At 44.6% G+C, this 26,257-nt stretch carries 29 protein-coding genes; 11 read left to right on the plus strand and 18 right to left on the minus strand.

Annotation, left to right across the window (positions count from 1 at the left end; genetic code table 11):
• Positions 1-64 precede the first annotated feature (64 nt).
• The 5 genes from rpsM to rplQ are packed head-to-tail and all read left to right on the plus strand — an operon-like array spanning position 65 to position 2,906.
• Complete coding sequence (gene rpsM / locus Q8W40_RS26850; RefSeq protein WP_101111172.1) at positions 65-421, plus strand: 30S ribosomal protein S13; 357 nt, start codon at positions 65-67, stop codon at positions 419-421.
• Positions 422-438: 17 nt separating this feature from the next.
• Complete coding sequence (gene rpsK, locus Q8W40_RS26855; protein ID WP_101111171.1) at positions 439-828, plus strand: 30S ribosomal protein S11; 390 nt, start codon at positions 439-441, stop codon at positions 826-828.
• 27 nt (positions 829-855) lie between these two features.
• Positions 856-1,476 carry a 30S ribosomal protein S4 gene (rpsD, locus tag Q8W40_RS26860; protein ID WP_101111170.1) on the plus strand — a complete coding sequence of 207 codons (621 nt, stop codon included), beginning with the start codon at positions 856-858 and terminating at the stop codon, positions 1,474-1,476.
• A gap of 24 nt (positions 1,477-1,500) precedes the next feature.
• Positions 1,501-2,493, plus strand: coding sequence for a DNA-directed RNA polymerase subunit alpha (locus tag Q8W40_RS26865; protein WP_101111169.1), 993 nt, complete (start codon positions 1,501-1,503; stop codon positions 2,491-2,493).
• Between the two features lie 26 nt (positions 2,494-2,519).
• Positions 2,520-2,906 carry a 50S ribosomal protein L17 gene (gene rplQ, locus Q8W40_RS26870; RefSeq protein WP_101111168.1) on the plus strand — a complete coding sequence of 129 codons (387 nt, stop codon included), beginning with the start codon at positions 2,520-2,522 and terminating at the stop codon, positions 2,904-2,906.
• Positions 2,907-2,971: 65 nt separating this feature from the next.
• Here rplQ and Q8W40_RS26875 read toward each other — a convergent pair whose 3' ends face one another.
• The 3 genes from Q8W40_RS26875 to Q8W40_RS26885 form a co-directional block, all read right to left on the minus strand.
• Positions 2,972-4,240 carry an O-acetylhomoserine aminocarboxypropyltransferase/cysteine synthase family protein gene (locus tag Q8W40_RS26875; protein WP_305401944.1) on the minus strand — a complete coding sequence of 423 codons (1,269 nt, stop codon included), beginning with the start codon at positions 4,238-4,240 and terminating at the stop codon, positions 2,972-2,974.
• A 116-nt stretch (positions 4,241-4,356) separates the two neighbouring features.
• Complete coding sequence (locus tag Q8W40_RS26880; RefSeq protein ID WP_305401945.1) at positions 4,357-4,851, minus strand: DUF2780 domain-containing protein; 495 nt, start codon at positions 4,849-4,851, stop codon at positions 4,357-4,359.
• 219 nt (positions 4,852-5,070) lie between these two features.
• Entirely contained in the window at positions 5,071-5,691 is a 621-nt protein-coding gene (locus tag Q8W40_RS26885; protein WP_101111165.1) for an FKBP-type peptidyl-prolyl cis-trans isomerase, read from the minus strand.
• Positions 5,692-5,864: 173 nt separating this feature from the next.
• On the opposite strand from Q8W40_RS26885, the gene Q8W40_RS26890 reads away from it, so the two are divergent.
• A complete protein-coding gene (locus Q8W40_RS26890) occupies positions 5,865-6,431 on the plus strand; it encodes a LysM-like peptidoglycan-binding domain-containing protein (RefSeq protein ID WP_305401946.1) in 567 nt (188 codons plus the stop codon).
• A gap of 63 nt (positions 6,432-6,494) precedes the next feature.
• On the opposite strand, the gene Q8W40_RS26895 is transcribed toward Q8W40_RS26890, so the two are convergent.
• The 10 genes from Q8W40_RS26895 to cpdB all read right to left on the minus strand — a co-directional run bounded on the left by Q8W40_RS26895 (position 6,495) and on the right by cpdB (position 15,918).
• The gene (locus Q8W40_RS26895; RefSeq protein WP_305401947.1) at positions 6,495-8,243 is read right to left on the minus strand and encodes a lysophospholipid acyltransferase family protein; all 1,749 of its coding nucleotides are present in this window, start codon (positions 8,241-8,243) and stop codon (positions 6,495-6,497) included.
• A gap of 9 nt (positions 8,244-8,252) precedes the next feature.
• Positions 8,253-8,705 carry a YHS domain-containing (seleno)protein gene (locus Q8W40_RS26900; RefSeq protein WP_305401948.1) on the minus strand — a complete coding sequence of 151 codons (453 nt, stop codon included), beginning with the start codon at positions 8,703-8,705 and terminating at the stop codon, positions 8,253-8,255.
• 13 nt (positions 8,706-8,718) lie between these two features.
• Positions 8,719-9,471 carry an NRDE family protein gene (locus Q8W40_RS26905; RefSeq protein ID WP_101111161.1) on the minus strand — a complete coding sequence of 251 codons (753 nt, stop codon included), beginning with the start codon at positions 9,469-9,471 and terminating at the stop codon, positions 8,719-8,721.
• Entirely contained in the window at positions 9,471-10,019 is a 549-nt protein-coding gene (locus tag Q8W40_RS26910) for a hypothetical protein (RefSeq protein ID WP_305401949.1), read from the minus strand. Before Q8W40_RS26910 ends, Q8W40_RS26905 begins: the two co-directional genes overlap by 1 nt.
• A gap of 14 nt (positions 10,020-10,033) precedes the next feature.
• Complete coding sequence (locus tag Q8W40_RS26915) at positions 10,034-11,185, minus strand: D-alanine--D-alanine ligase (RefSeq protein ID WP_305401950.1); 1,152 nt, start codon at positions 11,183-11,185, stop codon at positions 10,034-10,036.
• Positions 11,185-11,706, minus strand: a complete 522-nt coding sequence (locus tag Q8W40_RS26920) for a DedA family protein (protein WP_224055425.1) — start codon at positions 11,704-11,706, stop codon at positions 11,185-11,187. Before Q8W40_RS26920 ends, Q8W40_RS26915 begins: the two co-directional genes overlap by 1 nt.
• A gap of 208 nt (positions 11,707-11,914) precedes the next feature.
• Entirely contained in the window at positions 11,915-12,763 is an 849-nt protein-coding gene (locus Q8W40_RS26925) for a DMT family transporter (RefSeq protein ID WP_305401962.1), read from the minus strand.
• Entirely contained in the window at positions 12,760-13,230 is a 471-nt protein-coding gene (locus tag Q8W40_RS26930) for a GNAT family N-acetyltransferase (protein WP_305401951.1), read from the minus strand. Before Q8W40_RS26930 ends, Q8W40_RS26925 begins: the two co-directional genes overlap by 4 nt.
• A 58-nt stretch (positions 13,231-13,288) precedes the next feature.
• Positions 13,289-13,867: a Crp/Fnr family transcriptional regulator gene (locus Q8W40_RS26935; protein WP_305401952.1), complete on the minus strand. Its 579-nt coding sequence runs from the start codon at positions 13,865-13,867 to the stop codon at positions 13,289-13,291.
• 89 nt (positions 13,868-13,956) lie between these two features.
• A complete protein-coding gene (gene cpdB, locus Q8W40_RS26940) occupies positions 13,957-15,918 on the minus strand; it encodes a 2',3'-cyclic-nucleotide 2'-phosphodiesterase (RefSeq protein ID WP_305401953.1) in 1,962 nt (653 codons plus the stop codon).
• Positions 15,919-16,299: 381 nt separating this feature from the next.
• Here cpdB and cobA point away from each other — a divergent pair, with 381 nt between their 5' ends.
• The 5 genes from cobA to cysC all read left to right on the plus strand — a co-directional run bounded on the left by cobA (position 16,300) and on the right by cysC (position 22,038).
• Complete coding sequence (cobA, locus tag Q8W40_RS26945) at positions 16,300-17,160, plus strand: uroporphyrinogen-III C-methyltransferase (protein WP_305401963.1); 861 nt, start codon at positions 16,300-16,302, stop codon at positions 17,158-17,160.
• Between the two features lie 63 nt (positions 17,161-17,223).
• Positions 17,224-18,132, plus strand: coding sequence for a sulfate adenylyltransferase subunit CysD (gene cysD, locus Q8W40_RS26950; RefSeq protein WP_305401954.1), 909 nt, complete (start codon positions 17,224-17,226; stop codon positions 18,130-18,132).
• Between the two features lie 17 nt (positions 18,133-18,149).
• Positions 18,150-19,577, plus strand: coding sequence for a sulfate adenylyltransferase subunit CysN (gene cysN / locus Q8W40_RS26955; protein WP_305401955.1), 1,428 nt, complete (start codon positions 18,150-18,152; stop codon positions 19,575-19,577).
• Between the two features lie 69 nt (positions 19,578-19,646).
• On the plus strand, positions 19,647-21,371 hold the full coding sequence (locus Q8W40_RS26960) for an SLC13 family permease (protein ID WP_305401956.1): 1,725 nt from the start codon (positions 19,647-19,649) through the stop codon (positions 21,369-21,371).
• A 49-nt stretch (positions 21,372-21,420) separates the two neighbouring features.
• Positions 21,421-22,038, plus strand: a complete 618-nt coding sequence (gene cysC / locus Q8W40_RS26965; RefSeq protein ID WP_104399895.1) for an adenylyl-sulfate kinase — start codon at positions 21,421-21,423, stop codon at positions 22,036-22,038.
• Between the two features lie 117 nt (positions 22,039-22,155).
• Here cysC and Q8W40_RS26970 read toward each other — a convergent pair whose 3' ends face one another.
• The 5 genes from Q8W40_RS26970 to Q8W40_RS26990 form a co-directional block, all read right to left on the minus strand.
• Positions 22,156-23,049, minus strand: coding sequence for a TIGR03899 family protein (locus tag Q8W40_RS26970; RefSeq protein ID WP_305401957.1), 894 nt, complete (start codon positions 23,047-23,049; stop codon positions 22,156-22,158).
• 286 nt (positions 23,050-23,335) lie between these two features.
• Positions 23,336-23,836, minus strand: coding sequence for a DUF3299 domain-containing protein (locus Q8W40_RS26975; RefSeq protein WP_305401958.1), 501 nt, complete (start codon positions 23,834-23,836; stop codon positions 23,336-23,338).
• A 9-nt stretch (positions 23,837-23,845) separates the two neighbouring features.
• The gene (locus Q8W40_RS26980) at positions 23,846-25,102 is read right to left on the minus strand and encodes an ABC transporter permease (protein ID WP_305401959.1); all 1,257 of its coding nucleotides are present in this window, start codon (positions 25,100-25,102) and stop codon (positions 23,846-23,848) included.
• Positions 25,102-25,815 carry an ABC transporter ATP-binding protein gene (locus Q8W40_RS26985; protein WP_305401960.1) on the minus strand — a complete coding sequence of 238 codons (714 nt, stop codon included), beginning with the start codon at positions 25,813-25,815 and terminating at the stop codon, positions 25,102-25,104. The genes Q8W40_RS26980 and Q8W40_RS26985 overlap by 1 nt, the downstream gene beginning before the upstream one ends.
• 148 nt (positions 25,816-25,963) lie before the next feature.
• A partial coding sequence (locus Q8W40_RS26990; protein ID WP_305401961.1) for a ZrgA family zinc uptake protein occupies positions 25,964-26,257 on the minus strand: 294 nt, incomplete at its 5' end.

The raw sequence follows: 26,257 nt of genomic DNA on the forward strand, positions 1-26,257 counted from the left end.
CCGCAGCGTATCCTCTACGGGCTTTGCTGCGGATAATTTCTTATATAAGTACTAGGAGTGAATAGTGGCCCGTATAGCAGGCATTAACATTCCTGATCAGAAGCATGCTGTAATTGCATTAACTGCAATTTACGGCATCGGTAAAACTCGTGCTCAAGCTATTTTAGCTGACGTGAGTATTGCTGAAAATGTGAAGATCAGTGAACTAACTGAAGAGCAGATTGATCAACTGCGTGATGGTGTAGCTAAGTACACTGTAGAAGGTGATCTACGTCGTGAAGTTTCCATGAACATCAAGCGTCTTATGGACCTTGGTTGTTACCGTGGTCTTCGTCATCGTCGCAGTCTACCACTACGTGGACAGCGTACTAAAACCAACGCTCGCACCCGTAAGGGTCCGCGCAAGCCGATCAAAAAATAATCGGAAGGTAGAGTACAATGGCAAAACAACCAACTCGCGCTCGTAAGCGCGTACGCAAGCAAGTAGCAGATGGCGTAGCGCACATCCATGCTTCTTTCAATAACACAATCGTAACCATCACTGACCGTCAAGGTAATGCTCTTGCATGGGCAACAGCTGGCGGTTCTGGTTTCCGCGGTTCTCGTAAATCTACACCGTTCGCTGCACAGGTTGCTGCTGAGCGTTGTGGTGAAATGGCCAAAGAATATGGCTTAAAGAACCTAGAAGTTATGGTCAAGGGCCCAGGTCCTGGTCGTGAGTCTACTATCCGCGCTCTAAACGCTGCGGGTTTCCGTATCACAAACATTGTTGATGCGACTCCGATCCCTCATAACGGTTGTCGTCCACCTAAGAAACGTCGCGTATAACGTTTCTAGGAAAGTTGGAGAAGAATCATGGCAAGATATTTGGGTCCTAAGCTGAAGCTTAGCCGTCGCGAAGGCACTGACTTATTCCTTAAGTCTGGTGTTCGTGCGATTGATACCAAGTGTAAAATCGATAACGCACCAGGTGTACACGGCGCTCGTCGCGGTCGTCTATCTGAATATGGCGTTCAGCTTCGTGAGAAGCAAAAAGTTCGTCGTATGTACGGCGTTCTAGAAAAACAATTCCGTAACTACTACAAAGAAGCTGCACGCCTTAAAGGCAACACGGGTGAAAACCTACTTCAGCTTCTTGAAGGTCGTCTTGATAACGTAGTTTACCGCATGGGCTTTGGCGCAACTCGCGCAGAAGCACGTCAGCTAGTTAGCCATAAAGCTATCCTAGTAAACGGTAAAGTTGTAAACGTTCCTTCATTCAAAGTTGCGGCTAACGACGTTGTATCTATTCGTGAGAAAGCTAAACAGCAATCTCGCATTAAGGCAGCTATTGAAGTTGCTGAACAACGCGAAAAACCAACTTGGATTGAAGTAGATGGTGGCAAGATGGAAGGTACGTTCAAGCGTTTGCCTGAGCGTTCAGATCTGTCAGCTGACATCAACGAACACCTGATCGTCGAGCTTTACTCTAAGTAAGGTTTAAATTAAAGAGAGGACACAATGCAGGGTTCTGTAACAGAATTTCTTAAGCCACGTCTTGTTGACATTGAACAAGTTAGCACGACACACGCAAAAGTAACTCTTGAGCCATTAGAGCGTGGCTTTGGTCATACTCTAGGTAATGCGCTTCGTCGCATTCTTCTATCTTCTATGCCTGGTTGCGCAGTAACCGAGGTTGAGATTGAAGGCGTTCTTCACGAGTACAGCACCAAAGAAGGTGTACAAGAAGATATCCTTGAGATCCTTCTTAACCTGAAAGGTCTTGCTGTTAAAGTGGCAGAGGGCAAAGATGAAGTGTTTATTACACTGAACAAATCAGGCTCGGGCCCTGTTGTTGCAGGTGACATCACCCATGATGGTGATGTAGAGATCGCTAACCCAGAGCACGTTATTTGTCATCTAACTGATGATAATGCTGAAATCGCTATGCGTATTAAAGTAGAACGTGGTCGTGGTTATGTTCCAGCATCGTCTCGTATCCATACTGAAGAAGATGAGCGCCCAATCGGTCGTTTGCTTGTTGACGCTACTTACAGTCCTGTAGACAAAATTGCCTACACTGTAGAAGCGGCACGTGTTGAGCAGCGTACTGACTTGGATAAGCTTGTTATCGATATGGAAACAAACGGTACTCTTGATCCAGAAGAAGCAATTCGTCGTTCTGCAACAATCCTTGCTGAGCAACTTGATGCCTTCGTAGACCTTCGTGACATTCGTGTCCCTGAAGAGAAGGAAGAGAAGCCGGAGTTCGATCCGATCCTACTGCGTCCTGTAGACGATCTTGAACTAACAGTTCGCTCTGCTAACTGTTTGAAAGCAGAAGCGATTCACTACATCGGTGATCTTGTACAGCGTACTGAGGTTGAGCTACTTAAAACGCCTAACCTTGGTAAGAAGTCTCTTACTGAGATTAAAGACGTGCTTGCTTCACGTGGACTGTCTCTAGGCATGCGCCTAGAAAACTGGCCACCAGCGTCGATCGCTGAAGATTAATCGATAATAGTTAGAAGGATTAGGTCATGCGCCATCGTAAGAGTGGTCGTCAACTCAACCGCAACAGCAGTCATCGCAAGGCGATGTTCAGCAACATGGCTAGCTCTCTAGTACGTCATGAAGTTATCAAGACTACTTTGCCAAAAGCAAAAGAGCTGCGTCGCGTCGTTGAGCCTTTGATTACACTAGCTAAGACTGACAGCGTTGCTAACCGTCGTCTGGCATTTGCTCGCACTCGTGATAACGAAGTTGTGGCAAAACTATTTAACGAACTAGGTCCACGTTTCGCTGCTCGTCAGGGCGGTTACACTCGTATCCTAAAAGCCGGTTTCCGTACTGGTGACAAAGCTCCAATGGCTTACATTGAGCTTGTTGATCGCCCAGAAGTTGCTGAAGAAGCAGCTGCTGAGTAATCAGTTCGTGTAGAACTTAAAAGCCGAGCGTAATGCTCGGCTTTTTTGTACCTGTAAATTAGGGATTAAGCTTTTAGGGCTTGCTCTAAATCAGCGATGATGTCATCTATATGTTCAATGCCAACCGATAAGCGAATCATTTCAGGTACAACACCTGCGTTTGCTTGTTCTTCGACACTCATCTGCCTGTGAGTTGTTGAAGCAGGATGACACGCAAGTGATTTGGCATCGCCGATATTCACAAGTCTCTTGAAAAGATTAAGCGCATCATAAAAACGTACACCGGCATCATATCCATCTTTCAAACCAAATGACAAAATAGCAGAGGGTTTACCGCCCATGTATTTTTGAGCCAAACCGTAATGTTCAGAGCTCTCCAATCCCGCGTAGCTAACCCAACTGACTTTCTCATGCTGTTTTAGATATTCGGCTACTTTTAATGCGTTATCGCAATGTCTTTCCATTCTAAGGGAAAGGGTTTCCAACCCTTGCATTAGCATGAACGCATTCATAGGTGATAAAGCTGCCCCCGTATTACGTAGTGGAACCGTTCTTGCTCTTCCTATAAAGGCTGCTTCACCGAAGGCTTCTGTGTATACAACCCCGTGATAAGATGGTTCAGGCTGATTAAATACAGGGAATCGGTCTTTATATTTTGCCCATGGGAATTTTCCTGAATCAACGATAACTCCTCCAAGCGTGGTGCCGTGGCCTCCTACGTATTTCGTCAAAGAGTGAACGACAATGTCCGCACCAAATTGAATTGGTTTACAAAGGACGGGGGTCGCGACCGTATTATCGACAATGACGGGAACGCCTTTCGCGTGCGCTAAGGTTGAAATGCTTTCAATGTCGACGATGTTACCTGCTGGGTTACCTATAGACTCACAATAAACCGCTTTGGTGTTTTCATCGATTAACTCAGCTAAGCTTTCAGGTTTATCATCCTTTGCAAACTTAACCTCAATGCCTTGTTGTGGCAGCATATGTGCAAACAAAGTGTAGGTACCACCATAGAGCTGAGGCGTCGAGACAATGTTGTCTCCATTCTGAGCTAGCGTTAAGATCGCGTAGTTAATTGCGGCACTGCCAGCACTCACAACTAACCCAGCAATCCCACCCTCTAACGCAGCCATTCTTTGTTCTAGTACGTCATTGGTGGGGTTCATTATGCGAGTATAGATATTTCCAGGGACTTCTAAATTGAAGAGATCAGCGCCATGCTGAGCGTTGTCGAATTCATAAGCAACGGTTTGATATATTGGGGTCGCAACAGCTTTGGTTGTGGGATCGGTTTGATAGCCGTGATGAATTGACAGTGTTTCGTCTTTCATAATACCTACTCTTCCATGATTAAAAATTCAGAGTGGCATACTTTTCAGTTTGTTAAAGAGAGGGTGGTCAAAAACCACCCAATTATCGATTGGAGTGTTACTGGTGGCTTAGAGCTCTATTGCCAAATTTTCCCAAGCGAATCCAGAAGACCTGAAGATGCATTCTGGGTACCTAAGTATTTCAGAATGATGGGAGCAAACTGTGTCACCATTGATGGGTCGAGCCCTAGTTTGCTAAAAATATCAGATACAGCACCAAAGTTACTCGCGAGTCCTGATAGCCCTGGTATGGAACCAGTTAACGAACTCAGACCTGGAATTGCAGAAGCAAGTTCTGTCGTTTGCGAAGCTCCTAAAGAATTGGAAGCGAGTGCTAAAAGCGCACCAGCGCCGCCCGTTGCCTGAGTTGGTGAAACATCCAGTTGCGAGCTTAGCATTTTTACTAAATCTGAATCAGCTTGAGTGTCGACTTGGCTTGAGAAAGCATCGTTAGCAAGTGAGTTAAGGTCTACTGAGGGTTTTTCCTCAGAAGAACCAAAGCCGAAGAATGCGTAGCTTGGAGAGACAAGCAGCAGCGCAGATAATGTGATAATCGTTGTTTTAATTTTCATAACTCATTCCTATATAAAGGCACTAAAACTCAAACCATTTTAAAATTTCAAGATACTTTGAATGGAGCTTCTTGATGCGGTTGAGTGTATTAATCCTAGTCGGATTTTCCGTTTTGATTAGAGAGTCGTGCCGAGAATACAAAACGGGAATGAGCAGTTTACTTTAAGACATAAAAAAAGCGGTGCTGAGCACCGCTTCATTTTTGAGACGACGTAAAATTACAGGATAGCCAATAGTTCTACTTCGAATACTAGAGCTGCATAAGGAGGGATAGATGCACCAGCACCACGCTCGCCATATGCAAGATCTTGAGGGATGTATAGTTTCCACTTAGAACCAACAGGCATCAATTGAAGTGCTTCAACCCAACCTTTGATCACGCCAGTTACAGGGAACTCAGCAGGTTGACCGCGAGAAACAGAGCTGTCGAATACAGTACCGTCAGTCAATTCGCCGTGGTAGTGAACACGAACAGATTTGTCTGAACTTGGGATTTCGCCAGTACCTTCAGTGATCACTTCGTACTGTAGACCAGATTCAAGAACGGTAACTTCAGAGCGTAGAGCGTTGTCTTTCAGGAACGCTTCACCGTCTGCTGCTGCTACTTTTGCTACTTCTGCGCGAGCAGATTCTGCACGAGTGTGAAGCTCTTGAAGTGCGTTGTTGATATCATCAACTTCAATCTCAGGCATGCCGCCAGTCAATGCAGTAGCGATGCCTTTTGCGATCGCGTCTACATTCAAACCTTCAAGACCGCTACCAGCCAATTGTTGACCCATTTGCAGACCAATTCCGTAGCTTGCTTTCTGCTCTACGGTTTCTAATTTGATTTCAGACATCTTGTCTCTCTATTGTGTGAATTTGTGCAGCAAAAGGATAGCAGTTCTACTAGCGTGAAGAAACGGCAAATGCCAATATATGTCAAGTTACTGTTAACTTGTGTAACGGTCCGTTTTGTTAAGGAACCGTGTTCGTAGATAATAGAAAGACAGTTCGCTAAGGTATATGCATTATGAATCGGAGAGTGGCTAGAACTCGCCAGCCAAAATTATTCGATCAACTAAAAAGTAAGTTCGAAGGTGTTGATGCACGAGCAATAGGCTCCAAGATAAAACATCATTGGGCAGGTATGCCCAAGCTTCACCAAAGAGGCGTTATTGGGCTATCTGTAGCAGTTATTATTCTTTCTATCTTGCCAGCTCCTAGTGAATCAGTGCCGGATGAAAAAGAACCGGAAAGTGTGCGCAAACCTTTGGATATCACAACGACAGGTTTGAGCGAACAATCTTCATCCAGTAGTCAACAGGCTCCTCGCACAGAAGCTTGGAAAGAATATATTGTTAAGTCTGGAGACACACTTGCTCAGGTTTTTCGTTCTAACGAGCTACCTATGACTGATCTCAACGCACTGGTTAAGATTGAGGGTATCGATAAGCCACTCAGCAAAATAAGAGAAGGGCAGCTAATTCGATTTAAATTGGATGATGATGGAAAGCTGGACATATTACAGCTTGAGCAAAAATCGGTATCAGTGATGTTTTTTAGGCTCTCAGATGGCGGGTTTGGGCGAAGTAAATAATGAAAGGTGTAAAGCGACTTCAGCCAATCGCGGAAGTCGCTTTCTCTTTATAATTTCAATTTTTTATGGGTGATGACTCAGATAAGTTTTGGCTTCTTCTTTTCCCATGTATTTCCCCAATGTCCTTTCGGGTACATTACGTAAATCCACTACGATTAACCCATCTAATGCGTCGTTAAATTCTGGGTCGACATTAAAACAGACCAACTGACCATTTAAGCCCAGGTATTGCCTTAAAAGAACCGGTAACCCTTTGCCTTCTTCCATGCGAGCAAGCACTTTGGACAATAGCTGTACGCTGCCTAATGCACTGAGCATGTCATTACGCCAAAAAACCGATTCATCTTTTTTAAGTGGAACCGATGGGGAGACCAAGTTGGCTTTATGTTCATCGTAGTGATGAATGGACAGGCAACTTGCCATCAGTTGACGTGCAATTTGGCTATAGTCATTACTTATGCTGACTGGACCGTATAAATGCGTGTACTTCGGGTTGCGATAAACGTAGCTCGCAATTCCTTTCCAAAGCATCAAAAGAGATTGCAGGTTTCTCTGATAAGGCTTATTGACGACAGAGCGACCAAGCTCAATGGAATGGTCGAGACTTTCGACAAACGATTGGCTGTAGTTAAATAAACTACGAGAGTACAGACCTTTCAATCCATGTTGCTGTAAGATTTCATCAACTTTACCCAATCGATAGCTTCCAACTAACTGTCTATCTTTACTGTGCCAAATAAAGAGATGATCGTAATACTCATCATAATGATCTAGATCTAACGCTTTTCCTGTGCCTTCACCTACATCTCGGAAATTCGCTTCTCTTACTCTGCCAATCTCTTGAATCAGGTATGGGATCTGTGTTTTTCTCGCGCAATAAACCGAAAAATCGCCTTGAGAGAGAAGTAAGCATTCACTCGGAAGCGCATTCACTTCATCCTGTAGCCTTTCACTATCTATAGCATCCATAACGGGTGTTGAGAATGAAGCCAGTTGTAAACTCTTTGATTGCCCGGACTGCTTGCGAAGTAAATAAGTGTTTAGCCTGAGGTAGTGAACTAAATCTTGCTCCGAATTCAGAGATTTCATTTCAGAGTAAAGAATGGGTTCGCCGATGGACAGCTGTATTTGAGACGATCGCTTCCCGATCATTTCTCTACCTAACATCGCAGTTCTTAGAAGTGGGTGTATTTTTCCCGCTAGATAAAACAACGAGCTGTTTTTCCCTTCGATATAGATAGGTACACACGTTGCTTCACTTTTTTTAACCAGCTTAGCAACAGAACGGCTCCAAGTTTTGTCTTGTAGCTGTGCATCTTGATAAGTAGAAACTTCACCCGCTGGGAAAATGATCAGCGCTCCACCATTAGCCAGATGTTGATGTGCACTGCGCATCGCGGTTAAGTTTGTTTTTATTGCACTTTTAGATTCAAAAACATCCACACCAATGAACAAATTAGACAGCTCAGGAAGTTGTTTGAGCATTTCATTCGCCATCACTTTTACATCGGGTCTTCGGTGGCGAACTAAAGCTGCCAATATCACCCCTTCAATCGCTCCAAGTGGATGGTTGGCAACAATGACAACAGGACCTTCTTCCGGAATGCTATTTAGTGAGCCTTGCTGGACGTTATAGTCGATATTAAGAGCTTGAAGTGTGTAATCCATAAACTCAAAACAATCGAGATCCATCGGACGTTTTTGGTATAAGGAGTCCAAATAACGCAGCCCAGTGACTCGTTCAGCAACCCGCTCTACTATTCGAAACGGTGTGACAGCGGGAAGCTGAAACGGAGAAGAGGTAACTTGCATAGATTTCTCCTAATTGCTCACTAGCTCTGGCCAATTTTTGTCGCCGCTACTAATAAAGCCAGGGATGTCTTTTTCCCAACGAGACTTTATGTCCGCGTCGTAGTTTAGGTACAACTTGCCATCAACAATATTCCACTGAAGGGGATCGCCCGGCGCTGTATCGTTTTTAGCACCGACTGCCCACGCACAATATCCACCATATTGAGGTGCATATTTCTCGGGGTTTTGAATGAACTTATCGAGATTCTCTTTGGATGTGAAATACCATTCAGCGCCTTGATATTCGATGGTATGGTCACTAATGCCTTTTTGTGGTTCGCTGGCTTCGAAATAGCTGACTGCGTCATAACCAGAAATCGCTTTGCTACTAAAAAAGCCAGTATAGATAGGGTCTGCCGCATAGGTCATGGCGGAGAACATCCCTAGTACTAACGTACAAAATACGGTGATCATGCGTTTCATAATGGGTTCCTCGTTATGCAATTTTCACATTGGATGAAGGGATTAAAGAGATTCTATTTTGAGTGAGATACGATTCCGTAATACCACAGCAAGGTGAACCAGGGTGATAGCTCATACCTCTTTCCGAACTCGTCACTAAAATATGCGTGAAGCTGACGGTATGGGCGTCTTTGCGATGCATACACGTAGATAAGTGTCCCTTACTTGGAATATGAGAAGCGTGAAATTCCAGCAATTGATCGACGTTGGCGTGAGTGGATGTATACGCTTGGTAACATTCACTTCTCAGTTCAAACGCTTTTTGGTAATCGACAGAAGACGAAATTAATGGAGGATTAGGCCGTATATAAACCAAAGATTGCCCTGTCCAACAGACCCCTTTTACTGTTGAATGATGACGCGTTAAATCGGGTTCAAAAATCAGCAATGAAAAAGGTGCGAAAGATTTCAAATCAATCGACTGCAGGTATTCATCTACTTGAGCATAATTTTGAAAAGCCGCTAAAGATTTAACCAGCAAACCTCGACTTGTTAATACACCTTTCGGAACGTTTCCTTGGTAGTAATTCAATAAACAGATTGACTGACCATGTTCGTTCGTTGCAATCCAGCTGCCACCACCATCAGGGTCAACTGGCATAAGGTATTCGACACCTTGGTGGCAAAAAGGCGTGGGCGGTACAGCTTGAGCTCGGCTTTTTTGCTCGTCTCGATTAAAAAAGACTTGGTAGCCATCATCCTTTAACAGCCAAGATACGGTGCACATTAGTCTTGCTCCCTTAAGTACGTCGCGGTAGCGGGTGCGAATCCCAATTCTTTATCAGTCTGATAACCCAATTGGATGGCCAGCACTTTCATTAGCGCGTAATGGTGCGTTGCATGAGCCGCCGCAAACGCAATTTCTCGCTCCAGCTGGGAAGTGAGTTCAGCGCTCAGTGTTTCTGATAAGGCGACTTCTGTTTTAACGGATATCGAGCGTTTCAATTCTTCAGGTGTTAGCTTGCTGAGCCAATGCTTTATGGCTTGGAATTCAACAATGGCAAGCTCTCGCGTTTTTTCCACATCGTGTCCGCGTCTGCGAAGGTTGTAATCTACGCCATTTTCGTAATCTGAAAGTGCATGAAAAATGTCTAATACATGACGGCAATGTTCACTCATGGAGCTCGTCACTAATGGCGGTGTTGCGAGTTGATAATCATCCGAATTAATCTGCATCAGTAAATCGATACCTTGATCAATCGTTTCAATGGTCCCCAATACGGTGGAAGATAAATTTTGCAATGAAGCAGTAAGCGAAATAGGCGCAATTTGCATAAGTTGTCCTTGTTCTAATCGGTTTGCGGATACGCATTGACAAGCTGTTTTTCTTCTCGCCACGCTGCCAGTAACTGGCTTATCGATGGTGGCTTATGCCCAGCTTTTTTCTGCAATGCGCCAATCGCAAACAATGTGCGATATTGGAATAAAAGTGTGGAAAAAATTTCCCGTAACGGGGTTTTTCGATCCCAAATGTGTGCGGCTTCTGAGCTCGCACCATTGATTTCCAAAATGGTAAAGTTCTTCCCGTCCATGAGCTCATAGATATCCTGAAATTTAATATCCAGACGCCCGTAGCAAAAACCTTCAACATCATCGAATATGCGGTCCAGTTGCTCAGTTAGCTTCTCGGAAATATAGGCATTTCCATTTCTAAATATGCTGCCTCGGCTATGGCTACCAGCAAATGCCAACTGAAAGGATTCTCCTTTCTGTAATATTTGGTTGAGCTTTGATTGGTGACGAGGGAAATACAAATGCGTCAGTTGACCCGCTCTAGGGTCTGCCTCAATCAGTTCTTTAAGTGTTGATTGCCCATCACCTTCAACAAATGGGGCGTATTTCAACGTTAGAGAGATGATTTTCCCTTTCTTTTCTCCGGGGTAGCGAACGTAGAACACACCCGCTTCCGCTGGGTAAGGGGCTTTTTCTTGCAATAGGAATCGAGAATCCTTGGGGAAACTTTCGAAGTATTGCGTCAGTTGATCCATGTTATGTAAAAGCTTTACGCCAGCACCACGGCAGCCGAGATCAGGTTTTGCAACGATAGGGAAATCCAATCCATTATCTTGCATTTGCTGATAAGCCTTGGACGACTGCTCCGCTACGTCTTCACCGGTTTGGAATACTGTGATAAAGGGAGAAACCCATTGGCGAGCATAGCTGCCAGCCAAAGAAAGGATATCGTGTTTGGATTCGCCCACCATACCGCTGAGTTTAATGCTCGGATTAGCAACTAGTGGCAAGCGAACATCACCATAGCGCAGAGCAAGAGCAAAGCTTTGGAGCACTACTGGGGTATAGAACACCCAAGCAGGCAAAAATTCGTAAGGTGAAATACTACCTTGCTGATCCTGTATAAACTTTGGCATCCCTTTGTTGATGCCAGTTTCAACGTCGATCGCTTCAAACTGGCTGTCTAGTGCCAACGGCGAACTTGTCATTACACTCTCCTTGAAAAGCGAGATTTCATAAGTCGGTTACCCATTACCAAAGTGATAAACAGCACTGGTATCAGTAACCATTGATGTGAGCTGGCTTGAATCCATGCCTGTTGACCCAGCCAGAAAGTGCAGCCAAATATCAGTGCCGTCCACAATGCTGTCGCAAACAGTACGGCAGACATAAAAGAAGCGAGAGGCAGTTGAAAAAAGCCACTTAAGGAATAGCCCAATGTCCGAAGACCAGGGATAAAGCGAATAATGAATAGATTGAAAATAGGGCGGTTGTGCAGTTTGTGACGAACCCAGCGCATCGATTTGTGAGAAAGCAGGCGATAACGTAACCAACGAGATTGGTGAGCCCATTTTCCTAAGTAATAGAGCCCTAAATCACCCGTTGCGATACCGATGAAGATAGCAATCAGAGCCATAGATGTCGGCATGGCTCCTTGAGTCGCAAGTCCAGCCGCGCCAAGAATAGCTAAATCTTCTAACAGATAGGAAACCAAAATCACTCCTAGCATTAAGCTTAAGAGTGTTTGTTGTGACGCCCAAAGATTAAACTGTTGCGCATATTCAGCCACGTCTACCTGCACCTTTGTATGAATTACGTGAAGCCATTCTTGAAGTGACCACGGAGCGTGGAAAATTTCAGGAATAGCGTGATAACTTCAACAAAGACCGGATAAAAGTGCTGAAGTATTCACCATTTCATAAAAAGTTTAGACGTTATTAAGGAGATTGACGCTTTTTGGTGGCTTTAATAGGCATCATAGGCAAAACAATCAGTAAGATACCAACCGCAGTGAGCCAGTCTGGAATTTCGTTAAACCACAACACGCCAAATAACGTAACGAATAACAAACCAGAATATTCCGCTAGGGCAATTTGCGATGTTTCCGCTTTTTTGTAGGCGGCAACGGCAAAGCCATTGTAGGCAAGAATGCAACATGCACTGAAAACGATCCACAATAAGGACTCGAAAGAAATGGGTTGCCAGTTTGCCCAAGCTAACGCACCAGAGATTGGCAGTGAGAAAGTGGAGGTCCAAAATAAAGTGGCCGCGACAGGTTGATTACCTGGAAGCTTGCGAACCAATACATTAAATAATGCTAACGTTACTGCCGTGCCTAACGCAAAAATGGCTGCCCAATGAAATTGTGAAGGGCGAAGCACCAGTAGTACACCAGCAAAGCCAATAAATGTGGCGATAATTTTAGTCGTTTGAGGTTTTTCTTTGAGTAACCAAGCCGAAAGAGGAAGCATTAATAGCGGAGCGGCATAGAATACCGCATTAGCGGTTGCTAACGGTAAGTGAGTAATTGCTATCACCATACAACCACTGCCAATAAGCACTAAATGTGATCGTAGGAGGTTGATAGGCAAGCCTTTTAATCTACGTTCGGTTGGTTGAAGCTGAATCCATAGTGGTAAAACAACCAAAGCGGAAACCAATTGGCGAATGAAGATGTATTGGAAAACATTCGCACCGTCTCCCAGAACCTTAACAGCAACATCCGATACAGACGCCATTAAGTTGCCCGCAATCAAGAATAAAAGTGCAAGGTTGATTGGGTTTATAGGCACCTTTCTTTCGCTTCTCTAACCATGCCAATATGGGGAATACCATCTTCTAGGTACATTTCTGTGCACTGCACAAAGCCATGTTTTCCGTAGTACTGACTAAGGTGTTCTTGAGCGCTTATTTTAACGGGAACGTTACCCCATACAGATTCTAAGTTCGTAAGGGCTTGCTGCATCAATTCATGCCCAAGTCCGGTGCCTCGCGCATTTTCTTTGGTCGCCACTCGACCGATACTTGCAGCATTTGGGTAGCTAATCCCCTCAGCAAGTAATCTGGCACAGGCGACCAGCACTTCTCCATCATATCCCAATAGATGGAAAGCCCCTTCTGCATGGTCTTTGTCATCTAATTCGGGGTAAGGGCAGTCTTGTTCCACAACAAATACATCCACCCGTAATTTGATCATTTGGTAGAGCTGCATAGTGGAAAGTTGGGTAAAAGATAGGAGTTGCCAATTGATCATAGTAAACCTCTGTATATCTAGAATCGACCAATGTATGACAAAGAGGGGTAAGCACTCATTAACTTTTGTTAACTTTCTCTTTCAAGCGCTTTTTAATGCGGCTTAGGCTGATATGAGTAATTCCTAGGTATGCTGCGATTTGGTAATCCGTGATTCTTGAAACCAAATCTGGGTAAGTTTCGCAAAACAGGCTGTAGCGCTCTTCTGGAGAGTGGAGCAACATAAAGCGTTCCTTACCTTCTTTGTACATCAACTGAGTCTCCAGCAATTTGATATAAAGCGGATGTGATTCAGCCCGCCATTGCTCGATTAACTCAATTGGAAACGACAGCAATTTGACTGGCGTAAGAGATTCCAATAAGTACGGAGAAGGTCCATTTTTTACTAAGCTTTCAAAACTGATTAGCCAATCCACTTCCCAGTAAAACTCTTTACTGTACTGCTTTCCATCACTGGTCAGATAACATGCGTGACACAAGCCTTCTAACAAAAAGAACGCATGAGAAGGGGATTCCCCTTGGTGTGTCAAAATGTGTCGAGTAGGAAGCTCTAGTAGGCTGGATTGATCCTGAATAGGTTCTATTTCTTGAGGTGAAAACCCAAGGTTTTCGAGGTGTGTGGTAAATTTTTTGTCCATATTCTACTCATTGAATCGGCGTATCTGATAAAAAACCGCAGCTTTGGCTGCGGTTTATCTTAATCAGAGTTGCTTTAAATAGGTAGTGGCTATTTTTGCAATTCTAATCGGTATACACCAAATCCAACATCATCGATTGCGACGCGCTCCATTGGGTATTGACCTTTCTCTTTAATAAAGGCGGCTGCTTTTTCACTTGGTGAGGTTTCAAAGCGGATATCCAGCTTTGTGTCACTTGTGATTGGGGCGAATGACCAATTGTTATCAGCACTCGGAGCAAATTGCCCATTTTCTTGGCTCACACGGGATATGTAGTTTGCCAATACTGTGCGGTTTTCATCGGGTGCATCGAATGCCACAAATTCAGAACCTGTACCGGGGAACTTGTTGCTGTATGCGCGATAGTTATTTGAAGCGATAATGAAATCTTGCTTCAAATCGATAGGTTTGCCTTGATAAGTTAAGCCAACGATACGCTCAGAGCCTTCATTGATGACTTTACAATTACCGTCGTATTTCGCAGGCTTAGTGATGTCGATTTGGTAGTTCACACCGTCAATGACATCGAAGTTGTACGTACGGAAGTCGTCCCAATCAATCAAACTTTGCGGTGCCGATGAAGCAGTATCAATTTGTTTGAATTGACCCGCTGAACATTCAAGCCACTCTTTCACCTCTTTACCCGTCACTTTGAGTGCGACTAACGTGTTCGGATACAAGTAAAGATCGGCGGCGTTTCTGAACGTCAACTCACCAGATTCCACTTCAGTAAAGTTGGCTGGATCGTTCTTTCTCCCACCCGCTTTGAACGGTGCTGCCGCTGAAAGTACTGGGATTCCGTCTAGGTCAGGATCACCTTGTATAAAGCGTTCCACGTAATCTTTCTGAGCTAAGTTGACAATCTGAATGGTTGGGTCATCTTGAACCAATGCCAAAAAGCTGTACATCACGTCGTTAGCTTTACCTATTGGCTGGTTTACAAAGTCGCGAGTGCCTTTGTGATCGGCTTCTAACACCTTCACCATGTCTTTATCTGGTTCTGCTAGCGAGGTTTTTGATTTTTTATCGAAAATTGGACGCGCTTCGGCTTGTCCGTTCGATACCTTCCAGCCTTCCCCGTCTTTTTCTAAGACAAGATCCATGACACCTACATGGCTACCCCAGCGACCCGGCATAACAGACACAACACCATTAATAGTGCCTTTTTTATTGTCGACACCTTGGAGGTTATCAAACCCTTTCCCCGGAAATACAGAGTGAGCATGACCGAATGCAATCGCATCAATGCCTTCGACTTCTGATAAGTAGAGTGTTGAGTTTTCAGCCCCGAGCTTATACGGGTCGCTAGAAATACCGGAGTGTGGAATGGCAACAATGACGTCAGCGCCTTCAGCTTTCATCTTCGGAACCAATTCTTCGGCTGTTTCTTTTATGTCTTTGGCAAACACTTTGCCTTCAAGGTTCTTTTTGTCCCACACCATAATTTGTGGTGGAACGAACCCAATGTAGCCGACTTTGACTTCTTGGACATTGCCATCTACATCTTTGAAATTATGAGTTTTGATGATGTAAGGCGTGAAATAGTGCTCGCCTGTTTTTTTATCGAATACGTTGGCACTGATGTATGGGAAGTTAGCATCATCAATGGTTTCCATTAGGAAATCCAAACCGTAGTTGAATTCATGGTTACCAATGTTGCCCACATCATAGTTCAACTGGTTCATGGCTTTATAAACAGGGTGAACTTCGCCTTTTTCTATCCCCTTGGCTGCCATGTAGTCACCCATAGGGCTACCTTGAATAAGGTCGCCGTTATCGACCAAAACGCTGTTGGTGACTTCCTGCTGAGCTTGTTTCACTAACGTTGCAGCACGCGTTAAGCCAATTTTTTGAGATGGTTTATCTTTGTAGTAATCGTAATCCATCACATTTGTGTGAATGTCGGTGGTTTCGATGATTCTTAATTTAATGGTGTCGGCCATTGCAGGACCAGCAATGGTCAGTAGACCACCAAGTATCGCAACAGAAAGAGGTTTCACAGCCAGTTTCATGGTTTGCTCCAGAGTCATAAGACGAAAAGTAATAGGATGAAAGTTGACATGTCGAAATGTAACAAAAAATCATGAAACAAATTTGTCTTGCTTATGAATAGTGTGATCTGCCTTGAAGGTCGAAATGTCAAACTGTTATCTATAAACCAAATTTTCTATTGGTTTTAGAATTGATAACAACCTTAAACCGCATCTTATAAATACAAAATGACACGATATAGGGGGAATTTTTTCACGAAATGAATAAATTACTCAATATTCATGTCTCATGCCTTTTTGTTCTTATCAACTTTTCGAATAAAAAATGAAATTTTAGAATTTCAGGTAATAACGGATGCTGGTCATAATGCCATCATCACAGGAAAAATGATGATGAGCACCATGGCCGGTATAGACACACTGACGCAATTCCCAAATAAAAAGCCTCGCTTAGTGGCAGAACGTTCGAGCTCAGCTCGAAAAAGTAAGCTGCGCCCAGGCGAAGTTGCGTTAGTTGGCGCAGGTCCGGGTGATGCAGAGCTACTCACTTTAAAAGCACTGAACTATCTTCAACAAGCCGATGTCGTTCTTTACGACTATCTTGTTTCGGATGAAATCATGGAGTTGGTTCCTGATGACACGATATTGGTGTGTGTTGGGAAACGTGCAGGTCACCACAGTGTTCCACAAGAGAAAACCAACCAATTGCTGGTGGATTTTGCTCATCAAGGACACCGAGTCGTTCGCATTAAAGGTGGCGATCCATTTGTGTTTGGTCGTGGTGGAGAAGAGCTGGAAGTTTTATTTGAAGCTGGCGTGCCTTTTCAAGTGATTCCCGGCATTACCGCCGCTGCTGGCGCGACAGCGTACGCAGGGATCCCATTGACGCATCGCGATTATGCGCAATCGGCAATGTTCATTACGGGTCACCTGAAAGCTGAAAGCGATCAGATGGACTGGTCAACGTTAGCTCGTGGTAATCAGACATTGGTTATCTACATGGGGTTAATGAAATCCAGCTACATACAAGATCAATTGATCAAATTTGGTCGCGATGGTGAAACACCTATTGCCATCATCGAACGTGGTACTCAATCCTGTCAGAAAGTATTCAAAGGCCAGTTAAGCGAATTGGCAGATCTAGCCGCGCATGCGGAATCGCCTTCTCTCATCGTAGTAGGGGAAGTGGTGAATCTGTCCAGCAAGTTGAGCTGGTTTGGTGAAAGCCAACAAGATTTAGAGCCGGCAATGAGTTTTGCCTAACTCTTGTTTGACTCTGAGCATATTTGAAAGCTCGTCGACGAGCCTTAAAGGAAGCAAAAGAAAATGGATCAACAACGATTAACTCACTTACAACAGCTAGAAGCGGAGAGCATTCATATCATCCGTGAAGTGGCTGCTGAGTTTGATAACCCCGTCATGATGTACTCCATCGGTAAAGATTCATCGGTGATGCTGCATTTAGCACGTAAGGCATTCTACCCAGGGAAAATTCCTTTCCCGTTGCTGCACGTCGATACCGACTGGAAATTCCGCGAAATGATTGAATTTCGTGATCGCACAGCAAAAAAATACGGATTTGACCTTTTGGTTCACAAGAACCCAGAAGGGATAGCTATGGGTGTTGGTCCGTTTAGTCACGGTTCATCAAAACACACCGACATAATGAAAACTCAGGGCTTGAAGCAAGCGCTGAATAAATACGGTTTTGATGCGGCGTTTGGCGGTGCCCGCCGTGATGAAGAGAAATCACGTGCGAAAGAGCGTGTGTATTCTTTCCGTGATAAGAACCATACGTGGGACCCGAAAAATCAGCGTCCTGAGCTATGGAAAACTTACAACGGTCAAGTTAACAAAGGTGAGAGCATTCGTGTATTCCCACTTTCAAACTGGACCGAGCTGGACATTTGGCAATACATCTATCTAGAGAATATTGAAATCGTTCCATTGTACCTAGCAGACAAACGCCCTGTTGTAGAGCGTGATGGCATGCTGATCATGGTTGATGATGAACGTATGGAAATTGCAGCAGATGAAAAAGTAGAAGAGCGTAACGTTCGCTTCCGTACTTTGGGTTGCTACCCGCTGACAGGCGCAATCGAATCTGAAGCGACTACGCTGCCAGAAATTATCGAAGAGATGCTAGTAGCAACATCGAGTGAACGTCAAGGACGTGCGATCGACCACGATCAGTCAGGATCGATGGAACTTAAGAAACGTCAAGGCTACTTCTAAATCTAAGGAAAGAAAACATGAACAGTGCTGTTGAAGCTCAATTAGCAGAGTTGGGGATCGAAGGATACCTCAATGAACACCAACACAAATCTCTACTTAGATTCCTGACTTGTGGTTCAGTAGATGATGGTAAAAGTACATTAATCGGTCGCTTGCTGCATGATTCTAAGCAAATTTATGAAGATCAGTTAGCCGCCGTTCACTCAGACAGCCAGCGTGTAGGGACAACAGGTGAAAAGCCTGATTTGGCTCTATTGGTTGACGGTCTGCAGGCAGAACGTGAGCAAGGGATCACCATCGATGTAGCGTACCGCTATTTTTCGACTCAGAAGCGTAAGTTCATTATCGCGGATACTCCGGGACATGAGCAATACACTCGTAACATGGCGACAGGTGCATCAACGTGTGATGTGGCCGTTATCCTAGTGGATGCACGTAAGGGCATTTTGGACCAAACGCGTCGTCATTCGTTTATTTCTAGCCTTCTTGGTATTCGTCATTTCATCGTAGCAGTGAACAAGATGGACTTGGTTGAGTTCTCGCAAGATCGTTACGAGCAAATCAAACAAGAATACTTGGATTTCTCTAAGAAGCTTGAAAGCAATATCGATATCCAGCTGATTCCTATTTCGGCATTGGAAGGCGATAACGTGGTAGACAAGAGCCAGCCAATGAGCTGGTACGAAGGTCCATCACTGCTTGAGTTACTGGAAGATGTTGACGTAGGCCAAGAAAGAGGCGATGGCGAGTTCCGTTTCCCTGTTCAATACGTGAACCGTCCTAACCTCGATTTCCGTGGCTTTGCAGGTACGGTATCTTCAGGTTCGATTTCTGTAGGTGATGCGATTCGTGCTCTTCCTTCAGGTAAAACCTCGAAGGTGGAAAGCATCGTTACGTTCGATGGCAACTTAGAATCTGCGCAAGCGGGGCTAGCCGTAACATTGACGTTAGAAGATGAAATCGACATTAGCCGTGGCGACTTGATTGTGCTTGAGAAAGCCAACATCGATTCAACGAACCGTATTTTGGCGGATGTTGTATGGATGACGGAAGAGCCACTTAAGCCGGGCAAAGATTACGACGTCAAGATAGCGGGTAAGAAAACGGTTGGTCAGGTTGAAGCGATTCAATATCAATATGACATCAACAACCTATCTAAGCATAACGCACAAGAAGTACCACTAAATGGTATTGCTGCATGTGAGTGGTCTCTGAATGAGACAGTCGCTTTAGATGCTTACCAAGACTGCGCTGATACAGGTGGTTTTATTATCATTGACCGTCTAACCAATGTCACCGTTGGTGCAGGTCTTATTCGTGAGCGCTTAAGTGAAACGGAAGTACAAGCGGGCGATTTCTCTGCCTTTGAGCTTGAACTGAATGCTCTAGTTCGCAAGCATTTCCCTCATTGGGATGCGAAAGACTTAAGCAAATTGCTTAAATAGAAGCTCAAGGGCGAAAGCCCTTAAATAAGGGAGCGATAACGCTCCCTTACTTTTCTCAGAGAGTAGGGTATGTGGGAACAAGGATTTGTATTAGCGGTGTTACTTGGCATCGTGACCTGTTTACTGGTCACGCGTATTAAGCCGAGTATTATTTTTGCTGGTGCGGCATTTCTCGCTTATATGGCTGGACTGAGCGACATCACCGAGATCGCCGCAAACTTTACTAACTCATCATTACTGACATTAGTGCTATTGATACTGGTGTCTTGTGCGCTGGAAAAATCTCGCTTAATCAGCTGGGTAAGCCGCCATATCTCAGAAGGACGTTTGGGATCGGTAGTGGCTAAGCTGGGGATTTCGACTGCGTTGCTTTCGTCGTTTACCAATAACACCGCGGTTGTGGTGTCATTGATTGGTGCAATAAAGCGTAATCAACAACATTCTCCGTCGCGATTGCTGATTCCTCTGAGCTATGCTGCGATTTTAGGCGGAACGCTGACATTGATCGGCACGTCGACAAACCTGATCATCAACAGTTTTGTGGAAGACGCAGGGCTTCCAAGTTTGAGCTTTTTTACCCCAACGATGATCGGCTTGTCGGTCTTGGTTGGTGGCATGTTGATCCTGATTCCGTTGAGCTATCTTCTTCCGAATCATGAAGATCATTCTCAAGACGATTTACCTTATTTCTTGGAAGCGATAGTAGAGCCAGGCTCCCCATTAGTGGGTCGAACCATTGCCGAAAACAATCTGCGAGCCTTAAGAAAACTGTTTTTGGCTGAAGTGATACGCGATGGTGAAACCACCGCATCGGTTGACCCTGACTTTGTGCTGAAAGCAAAAGATCGCCTGTTGTTTTGTGGCGATGTAGAAAGTGTGGCGACTTTACAAGAAATTCAAGGGTTGAAGCTGTTTGGTCAGCATCACCTTAATGGACAAAGTTTTCTGGAAGTGGTTGTTAGCTCTTCTGCGTCCATTTGCAATAAAACGCTTAAATCTTCGCAATTTCGTGACCGTTTTGATGCCGTAGTGGTTGCTATTCGTCGTGGTCATGAGCGATTAGAGGGTGGGCTAGGCAACATACGTTTGACTGCGGGTGACACCTTAGTACTCGTTCCTGGTAAACGCTTTGAAGCAGAAAGACGAACTCACAGCAGGGAATTTGTACTGGTTAACGACCTTGATTCCACTGCAAGGTTGGATTCGAATAAATCCACTATGGTACTGCTGGGTTTTGCGAGTGTGATTGGCTTGGCGTTATTGGAAGTGCTTCCGTTACTTAAAGGCTTAGCGGGTTACCTGCTGGTATTACTTGCTGCCGGAATCGTGACCTTTAGTGAACTCAGAAGACGTTTTCCAACCGACATTGTGGTGATTGTGGGCAGCGCCTTGACGATTGCTCAGCTCATGATGTCTTCTGGCTTGTCTGTCAGGCTGGGAGACATGTTTATTGAAGCATTCAATGGTTGGGGGGTGTTTGGGGCATTGGTCGCAACCTATTTGCTCACATTGGTGCTGACAGAGCTCATTACAAACAACGCCGCAGCTGCTCTGGCGTTCCCATTGGGGTACAGCATGGCGATAGGCTACGGGGTCGACCCTATGCCGTTCATTATGGCGGTATTATTTGGGGCAAGTGCCAGCTTTATTTCGCCATACGGCTATCAAACCAATTTATTGGTGTATAGCGTAGGTAATTATCACATAACGGATTATTTGCGGGTTGGCTTACCCATTTCTTTGGTGTACTCGGCTTTAGTGCTGACGCTGATCCCTTACTTTTTTCCATTTTAAGTCCACAGCCTAAGATTGGGTGTGGCGGTTTATAAAGGACTGAACGACTATGACAACAGCAACCGTGCAGCGCGATGAAAACGTCGTATGGCATCAGCATTCGGTAAGTAAGGCTTCGCGTGCTAATCAAAAAAATCAACAGCCAGCCGTGTTGTGGTTTACGGGGTTATCGGGTGCAGGTAAATCAACTGTCGCTGGTGCACTGGAAGTGAAATTGGCGGAATTGGGGTATCACACGTACTTGTTGGATGGTGACAATGTTCGACACGGATTGTGTAGCGATTTAGGCTTTTCATCACAAGATCGCCGTGAAAACATTCGTCGTATCGGCGAGCTAGCAAAATTGATGGCTGATGCCGGTCTTATCGTGCTGTCTGCGTTTATTTCACCGCATCGTGCTGAGCGTCAAATGGTTCGCACTATGCTTGATGATGGCGAGTTCCTTGAAGTCTTTGTGAATACGTCTTTGGATGTGTGTGAGCAGCGAGATCCCAAAGGTCTTTATAAGAAGGCGCGTGCCGGTGAAATTAAAAACTTCACAGGTATCGATTCTGAATACGAAACGCCAGAAAACCCTGAAATTGATTTGCCTGCTGGTGAGAAGAGCATCGATGAACTGGTCGAATTGTGTTTGGCTGATCTAAGAAGCCGCGGCATCATTAAGTAAGCCGCTTTTAGAAGTAAATAGCTTAGACATAGACAGCTTAGAAATAGACGGTATAAAGGGAATCACTGAGTGATTCCCTTTTTTGATTCTGGCTTTAAGTGTCAGTTAACAAACGAGTTATACACTTTGATTAACGTGACTGCCTGCTTCTGTCTGTACGGTGAATTTTTGTGCTAATAGCGCCATAAGTTGGTCGTAATAATTGGTATTGGGCTTATTACCTAATAAGCGGCAAAGCTCATCGCCCGTTGGTGTAAAGCGGTAGTAAAGCAAGCGGATACCTTTGTTCATTGGCTGAAGTGCTATTTGTTTACCTTGGTAGCTTATTAGTAGAGCGGGGTCGAAATCCACTTCACCCGATTCTAACTCCGTACCCAGCACTAAGCCGAGCTCTATCAAATGCAACAAGCTGGAATATGGGAGCTGATACGTCCCCATGTTGACGACAGTGGTATTTTCCTTTTTGTAGAACCCTAAAAAACCTTCTTTCGACTTAAATCCGAGCAGCAGTTTTTTGCTGTTATCGCTGCCAAAGCTACATGCTAACGAGGCGGCGCGCTGCAGATTCTGAGCTTCTTTCGGCGACATGTCTTTTAGAACTTGAAGGGCTTTCATAGACGTTGAGCCCGGGTTGGTGATTTCACGCTTGAGGACTTGGCTCCACAACTTTTGCATTGAGGAGTTATGAATGTCTTGTGCCATATCGAAGAAACGGTATAGCCAATCGGCATCGGGCTCGCCTGCGGTTTCGTTATTGCAGCTGTCGTGCGCAAACTTAAGGATTTTCTCTAAGTTCTTTTGACGCTGCTCCTGGCGTTTCTTCTGGCGACTGATCGCACGTTCAATAGCAGATGTTTCAGGCGACTCGTCTTCCAACAGGGCATCTAACTCATGTACCTGAGCGATTTGAATTACTCGGCTTGCGCTGTCGCGTATAAACGTTTTCTTTTTATTGGATGCGCCTTTGGTACTGGCTTGTTCTATAACTACAGGCTTTTTATCTTCTGCCATTGAGTGAATCCCATGTGATTTAGTGCCACCTTAATATACTAAATGGGCATTCCAGCCTGAGTCCAGCAAACTTATTGGAACTTTATCAAGATTTTGACTATTCGTAATGCTAACGATTTGTTAAAATTGTTGCGAGTATATTGGAGGTGATATGCAGGAGATGAAAGGGATAAAACTTAGAAAGCATGTATCAATGGCATTATTGCTATTGATTTACATTGCAGTGTTAGCCTACCTTTCTAAATTCATTGTTTAGTAGGCAGACTAACTTTCCTATTTAAGCGGCTTAAGCGTCGTCGTACTCTTCTATTTCAATTCCTTCAATCAAATAGCCTGTCTCGGCCAAATCGGAATTGATGGTCTCAGTTTTCAACGTTCCTACCACATAAATGACATCCCATAGCTGGTGTATCGGTGCGCCTTTTTCAAACTTCACGTAGATAATTTGGTTCGGTGGCGGTGGCGGGACATGAACACAAGCGCCGAAGTAGGGAACCAATAAGAACTCTGTCACCTTTTTATCGTCGCCTTCCAAGGGGATAACAAAGCCAGGAATCTTCACTTTACTGCCATTCAATTCTGGGCGAACACTGCCTACTTTGGATTGGCGAACATCGGTTGTGTTGTGATCCGCAGCAGGCATGCCTCCGGCCGTAAATCGCTTTCTTTCGCTTTCTGGAATGAGATCTATCCAGTCCAGAGTTAATGTTTCTACAGTCACTTTGTCTGCGTGTGCAGGAGCCATAAAGCTCAAGGCGCAGCAAAGGATGAGTAGGATTTTTTTCATTTGATGTCCTTATATCCTAATGGTCATACCGTCCGCCAGAGATTGACGATACGCTCTGAATGCGGGAATAAACCCGATGAGTATACCTGCACTTTGTACTAATCCAAGTAACATCCACTCGTGAGCACTCAACACGGTAAGTTCTATATTTATGCCATACAATTGCGCAGCGATGGGGCTTATTATTGCAATTAATATGTAAAGAAGTGCGATGCCAAATACAATACCAGCAAGTGTTAGTGCGCTGGCTTCGCTAATCAGTAAGAAAAAGATGTGCTTAGGGCGTGCACCCATCGCACGTAATATCGCCATTTCTCTTCTTCGCTCTTGCAAGCTGGTTAACAGGCTGCTTAGCATACCCAGTAGCCCTGCAACGACCACAAATCCCGATACTGCCAGCAACGCTTGTTCAGCCACCGACATCATCCCCCAAAGTTCGTGAAGTGCAATGCCAGGCAAAATCGCACTCATAGGTTCTTTGTTGTAGGTGTTGATTTGGCGCTGCAGCGCAAAGGTATGGATCTTCGATTTCAGCCCCAGCATAAAGGAAGTTATCTGTTTTGGCTGGAAATTTTGCTGCTCTAGAACGTCTGAGCTCGGTGTATCGCCAATTTTTGCACCGGACTCCCAACCCACATGAATCGCTTCAATCGCTTGCAGGGAAACATGAACGGTTTTATCTACTGGTGTGCCAGTAGGCGAAAAAATGCCCACAATTTTAAAAGGAAGGTTGTCGTGGCGAGTGAATGACTTATCACTAATGCCATGCGCAATAATGATTTCGTCACCTACCTTGTAGTTAAGTGCTTTGGCAACATCGGCACCGATCACCGTCTCGAACAGACGGTTGAAAGGCTTACCTTCACGCAATTCTAGAGGCTGCTTTTTGCCATAACGAAAATGCTCAAAGTAACTTTGGTTTGTACCAAGCACGCGGAATCCCTGATGGGAGTCGCCTAGAGACATTGGAATTGCCCATTTTACCGATCGGTGTTGGCTGAATTCTTCAAAGCTTCTCCAGTCGATATTGTTTGTGGCGTTACCAATTCGGAATACAGAATAAAGCAGCAGGTTGACTTGACCCGATCGAGAGCCAACGATCAAATCGGTACCTGAAACCGTATTGGCAAAGCTACTTTTGGCTTGCGTACGTATGCGTTCTACTCCAAGGAGTAACACCACTGATATGGCAACGGTGAGAATCGTTAAGAATGCCGTCGCTTTGCGATTGCCCAGACTTTTACGGGCAAGATGAAGAATAGCCATTAGCGATCGCCTCCTAAAGCCTGATTAATATTCGGTAGATCGATGGTTCGATCAAAGAAAGATTCTAACGTCGGGTCGTGGCTAACAAATACTAAGGTGGTATTGGCTTGTGTGGCCTCTTCCATTAGAAGTTCAATAAAGGCGGCACGGTTGTCATGGTCAAGTGCCGACGTGGGTTCATCGGCAATCAGTAATTCAGGATGACCAATCAAAGCTCGGGCAGCAGCAACACGCTGTTGTTGCCCAATGCTGAGGTCAATAACGGGAGTGTGGATCTTATCTTTTGGTAAGTGCAGACGCTCTAGTAAATGTTTGGCTTCTTGTTCCAGCGATTGTTTGACGTTATTTTTTCGAATGCTAGAAAACTGGCAAGGTAAGAGCACATTATCAATCACTGACAAATACGGCAGCAAATTGAATTGTTGGAAAATATAACCGATATGATCGGCTCTAAAGCGATCGCGCTGCCCTTGCGAAAGACTAGAAACGGTTTCGCCTAATATGGAAATATTACCGTGTTGAGGCGTTAAAATACCGGTCAACAACCCCAGTAATGTTGACTTACCACAGCCACTTGGCCCTTTGATGAAAATTCGCTCTTTTTGTGAAACAGAAAACTCAGAAATGTTTAAGGTATCGGGTGCATCCGGTGTCCAAGCGTAACGGATATCCTGCAAAGAAATGATCTGTGAAGAGGTTGGAGAGGCTGTCATGGTGTTGTCCGTCTGATTTAGAGTCAAAAGATCCTGTTGATTCAATACCCAAATAGGGTCTGCTTCTCTTTCGCTGTTTAGGAAAGATAAACAGACCCTAGTCTTCTGGGTATTGTTTTATCTGATTTTATGAATCAATAACAGATTGTTAGAACGAAACCTTGTGATTGTTCTTACTCAGCTCAGTTGCCACTTGAGCTTTTTCAGTGATCATGTTTACGCTCATTGATTCTGTTGCTGGGAAGTGCTTGAACCATTGAGTGTCAATCTGGTTTAACTTAGCGATGTTGCCACAATCAAAGTGGTATTCAACGATGAACTCACCGTGACCGCCATGTTCTTCGTGATCATGTTTGTCGTGATCATGCTTATCATGGTCATCGTGATGGTCATGTTTGTCATGATCGTGCTTATCATGGTCATCGTGATGGTCATGTTTGTC

The sequence above is a fragment of the Vibrio penaeicida genome, from assembly GCF_030689305.1.
Classification (GTDB): domain Bacteria; phylum Pseudomonadota; class Gammaproteobacteria; order Enterobacterales; family Vibrionaceae; genus Vibrio; species Vibrio penaeicida_B.

Excerpts from the sequence above, each read along its gene's own strand:
- rpsK (WP_101111171.1), top strand. The coding sequence starts at position 439 with ATGGCAAAACAACCAACTCGCGCTCGTAAGCGCGTACGCAAGCAAGTA.
- rpsD (WP_101111170.1), top strand. The coding sequence starts at position 856 with ATGGCAAGATATTTGGGTCCTAAGCTGAAGCTTAGCCGTCGCGAAGGC.
- Q8W40_RS26865 (WP_101111169.1), top strand. The coding sequence starts at position 1,501 with ATGCAGGGTTCTGTAACAGAATTTCTTAAGCCACGTCTTGTTGACATT.
- rplQ (WP_101111168.1), top strand. The coding sequence starts at position 2,520 with ATGCGCCATCGTAAGAGTGGTCGTCAACTCAACCGCAACAGCAGTCAT.
- Q8W40_RS26875 (WP_305401944.1), bottom strand. The coding sequence starts at position 4,240 with ATGAAAGACGAAACACTGTCAATTCATCACGGCTATCAAACCGATCCC.
- Q8W40_RS26880 (WP_305401945.1), bottom strand. The coding sequence starts at position 4,851 with ATGAAAATTAAAACAACGATTATCACATTATCTGCGCTGCTGCTTGTC.
- Q8W40_RS26885 (WP_101111165.1), bottom strand. The coding sequence starts at position 5,691 with ATGTCTGAAATCAAATTAGAAACCGTAGAGCAGAAAGCAAGCTACGGA.
- Q8W40_RS26890 (WP_305401946.1), top strand. The coding sequence starts at position 5,865 with ATGAATCGGAGAGTGGCTAGAACTCGCCAGCCAAAATTATTCGATCAA.
- Q8W40_RS26895 (WP_305401947.1), bottom strand. The coding sequence starts at position 8,243 with ATGCAAGTTACCTCTTCTCCGTTTCAGCTTCCCGCTGTCACACCGTTT.
- Q8W40_RS26900 (WP_305401948.1), bottom strand. The coding sequence starts at position 8,705 with ATGAAACGCATGATCACCGTATTTTGTACGTTAGTACTAGGGATGTTC.
- Q8W40_RS26905 (WP_101111161.1), bottom strand. The coding sequence starts at position 9,471 with ATGTGCACCGTATCTTGGCTGTTAAAGGATGATGGCTACCAAGTCTTT.
- Q8W40_RS26910 (WP_305401949.1), bottom strand. The coding sequence starts at position 10,019 with ATGCAAATTGCGCCTATTTCGCTTACTGCTTCATTGCAAAATTTATCT.
- Q8W40_RS26915 (WP_305401950.1), bottom strand. The coding sequence starts at position 11,185 with ATGACAAGTTCGCCGTTGGCACTAGACAGCCAGTTTGAAGCGATCGAC.
- Q8W40_RS26920 (WP_224055425.1), bottom strand. The coding sequence starts at position 11,706 with ATGCTAGGAGTGATTTTGGTTTCCTATCTGTTAGAAGATTTAGCTATT.
- Q8W40_RS26930 (WP_305401951.1), bottom strand. The coding sequence starts at position 13,230 with ATGATCAATTGGCAACTCCTATCTTTTACCCAACTTTCCACTATGCAG.
- Q8W40_RS26935 (WP_305401952.1), bottom strand. The coding sequence starts at position 13,867 with ATGGACAAAAAATTTACCACACACCTCGAAAACCTTGGGTTTTCACCT.
- cpdB (WP_305401953.1), bottom strand. The coding sequence starts at position 15,918 with ATGAAACTGGCTGTGAAACCTCTTTCTGTTGCGATACTTGGTGGTCTA.
- cobA (WP_305401963.1), top strand. The coding sequence starts at position 16,300 with ATGGCCGGTATAGACACACTGACGCAATTCCCAAATAAAAAGCCTCGC.
- cysD (WP_305401954.1), top strand. The coding sequence starts at position 17,224 with ATGGATCAACAACGATTAACTCACTTACAACAGCTAGAAGCGGAGAGC.
- cysN (WP_305401955.1), top strand. The coding sequence starts at position 18,150 with ATGAACAGTGCTGTTGAAGCTCAATTAGCAGAGTTGGGGATCGAAGGA.
- Q8W40_RS26960 (WP_305401956.1), top strand. The coding sequence starts at position 19,647 with ATGTGGGAACAAGGATTTGTATTAGCGGTGTTACTTGGCATCGTGACC.
- cysC (WP_104399895.1), top strand. The coding sequence starts at position 21,421 with ATGACAACAGCAACCGTGCAGCGCGATGAAAACGTCGTATGGCATCAG.
- Q8W40_RS26970 (WP_305401957.1), bottom strand. The coding sequence starts at position 23,049 with ATGGCAGAAGATAAAAAGCCTGTAGTTATAGAACAAGCCAGTACCAAA.
- Q8W40_RS26975 (WP_305401958.1), bottom strand. The coding sequence starts at position 23,836 with ATGAAAAAAATCCTACTCATCCTTTGCTGCGCCTTGAGCTTTATGGCT.
- Q8W40_RS26980 (WP_305401959.1), bottom strand. The coding sequence starts at position 25,102 with ATGGCTATTCTTCATCTTGCCCGTAAAAGTCTGGGCAATCGCAAAGCG.
- Q8W40_RS26985 (WP_305401960.1), bottom strand. The coding sequence starts at position 25,815 with ATGACAGCCTCTCCAACCTCTTCACAGATCATTTCTTTGCAGGATATC.